This window comes from bacterium (assembly GCA_030704665.1).
Classification (GTDB): domain Bacteria; phylum Patescibacteriota; class Microgenomatia; order Woykebacterales; family RBG-16-39-9b; genus JAUYID01.
Genome location: JAUYID010000006.1, coordinates 1 through 2,756 on the forward strand (window position 1 = coordinate 1; position 2,756 = coordinate 2,756).

Genomic DNA, 2,756 nt, shown 5'->3' on the forward strand with positions numbered 1-2,756 from the left:
CGGACGACTGAACGCCAGTCCAGTCGTAAGAATTTTCCAAAAGAGATTCCTTGTTAGTGCCGTAGTAAAGGAGCGTATCGTAAATAATCTCGACTGGCTTCCTGCGTCGAACCTTCGAAGGATCAATATTGTTTTCCTTAGCCCATTCTTTAAGAACCTCTTCCTGTTCGTCCCAATTCTTGTCTAGTGATTCTTCTAAGACTTCTTTCATCACAAGACCCCAACCCAACGAGGGAGTGTCTTGCATAGCAAATGATTCGTTATCATACCAGTCCTGATCGTAGAATATATCTGACTTTTTGTTATCCGGATCTCCTAAAGTATCCTCGTCTTTAAAAACTTCTCTAACGCTATTGATACTAAAAGATTTAGCGGTTTTGTCTTTGCCAATTCTTGGGACTCGAAGCACGAGCATCATGCCCAATTGCTTGGCTTGTTCTAATTCTTCTCGAGAAAATGGAATATCCTCAATTTGCTCAAGTTCTTCTTGGGACAGTTCAACACCAAAAGCCGCTTCAGCGGCTTCGGGGCCAAGAAAATCTTTGCCAAAGATTTCCCTAGCTTCCTCAAACTCAATACTTGTTTCTTTAGCTTCAGGAACAAGACCTTCTTTTTTAGCTGAATTCAAGGCTTGCTCTACTTTTTTTTGAGTGGAGGTTTTATATTTATCCGGCTCGTACTCTTCGTAGATTTTGTAGGCTTCAAATGGCATAGTTTTATTCTTTGCCTTGCCATTGGCGAACAGTTTTAGAAGATAATCCTTGAATATTAAAGTCTTCCGGGTCAGTGTCTTTGAAGAACTTGTTAGCCATAAATACTTTGACCATATTTTCTCGGTCTTTGGCGGCTCTACCGCTGATTTCAGCTTTTCTGAAGAATTCTCGCAGAACAATACTTTCTAGCGGCTCAACAAAACCAGACGCTTTCCATGCTTTCATAATCTCAATCTGATCCTTGAGAGTGATGACCAGTTCTTTGAAAGCCAGCTTGTCGCCTCGAGCTAATGAGTCTTCAGAACCCTCTCGGACGCTCAAAGTAAAGTCTTCTTGGATTTTACGGCAAGCACCCACAAATCTCTTTAGCTCATCAAGTTTTTGAGGTGATTCTTGTTCACTCCAAGTAATATTGCCGTTTCGATCTGCTAAAACAGAAGCAAGAATCTTAAGAGTCTCTGGGGCAATATATTCTCCTTCTTTACTTTTCTTACCCAAATCTAGATAGTGAATTTCTCTTGCTCCTGCACCACCGATGAAACGTCGCAAAGTGGCAACATCAAGTTCATAGCGTTGTTTATAGCGTTCTGACTTAAGGTTGGCAGTAGCAAAGATCACAAAACCGGGAGCAACTTTGATTGACTCTCCGGTAGAAGGATGCTTCCAAGTGCTACCAATTCGTAATTGGAAAATCTCGTTGAGAATACCTTGAAATTCATGGGGCATTAAATTGATTTCATCCATAATTACTGGACGGCCCTCTTTCATGCTTTTAACCATTTCAGAGTATAGAAAATCGGTGACACCTTCTTTCAGTGTAACCCTCCCCATGATTTGGGACTCTTTTATTTGTTCAGAGATAGAAATCGGCGAAACTTCATGGCCAAGGAATCTATGAGAAATATATTTAGCCAGTTGAGTTTTGCCAGAGCCAGTCTCGCCTTGAAACAGAATCGGTGCGCCATGAAGCAGGTCGGGCAAGACTTCTCGGATGAGTTCGGTGCGGGATTCAGTTTCAGCAAAGTTGTAACGCTCCAAATCCCGCTGCATACCCCGAACCTCTCGGCGTCGAAGCATATCAATCGATGCTGGATCTAATTCAAAACAGTTTATTTCTTTTTGGAGTTCTTCTTTGCGCTTTGCCAGATCAGTCAGTTTGGTTCGCTCAATCGGCCCAGGTGAACGTCCGACTTTTTCATACATCAAACGAAGCTTCTGTTCACTGCTGGTGATTGCATCAAGCTCTTTATGGAGATGTTCGTACTTGAGAACTTTAGCTAAGGCATCTTTCATGCCTTCAAAGCGTTCATCATAGGCCTCTATGACCTTGGGGTTGCTGCCAAGCTCTTGAATACGCTTATCGTATTCAGCAAGGACATTTTCAGAAAATTCTGCCAGCTCGGGATCAACTTTGAGTGCGTCGAATTGAGCTGCTACGGCATCGTCTCCCTTCTCTTCCAGTTCTTCTCGCTCGATTTTGGTCAGACCGCCCCAAGACTCACGAACATGCTTAGAAGCTTCGGCTCGAGCGGCCGATAAGTCCATAAGTTCTTGGACTCTGGCTTCCAGCTGCTCTAGAGAAAGTTTTTCCTTCTCCTTTGTTTTATCGATGCCCTTCTCCTCGATGATTCGTTCAGGAGTAGTGGGCATATTTGGTATTGGGGGGAGTGATTCTTTTGAGTTAGACATATAATAAATGTTACAAGTTATATAAAGATTTTACCAGTCTTAAATTTTTTTTTCGAAAGACCAAGGGATCAATAAGGATCAAGGAATCCAAGTACCCAAGGCGAAACTACCGAGAGGGGCAGACGCCGAGACCGGAGCCCGTGCCGCCACGGGTATCGCCGCCGACGTCGAGACCATCCGAAGCGAAGCTGCCAACGTCGACGAAGCCGCCGCCGGACGACTGAACGCCAGTCCAGTCGTAAGAATTTTCCAAAAGAGATTCCTTGTTAGTGCCGTAGTAAAGGAGCGTATCGTAAATAATCTCGACTGGCTTCCTGCGTCGAACCTTCGAAGGATCAATATTGTTTTCCTTAG

3 protein-coding genes are annotated in these 2,756 nt (G+C 43.7%); all 3 read right to left on the minus strand.

Going from position 1 to position 2,756, the window contains the following annotated elements:
- On the minus strand, positions 1 to 712 hold a 712-nt coding region (locus tag Q8P13_00125; GenBank protein ID MDP2670865.1), incomplete at its 3' end, for a hypothetical protein.
- A 4-nt stretch (positions 713 to 716) separates the two neighbouring features.
- On the minus strand, positions 717 to 2,402 hold the full coding sequence (locus Q8P13_00130; GenBank protein MDP2670866.1) for an AAA family ATPase: 1,686 nt from the start codon (positions 2,400 to 2,402) through the stop codon (positions 717 to 719).
- A 106-nt stretch (positions 2,403 to 2,508) separates the two neighbouring features.
- Positions 2,509 to 2,756, minus strand: a 248-nt coding sequence (locus tag Q8P13_00135; protein ID MDP2670867.1) for a hypothetical protein, incomplete at its 5' end; no start/stop codon positions are given.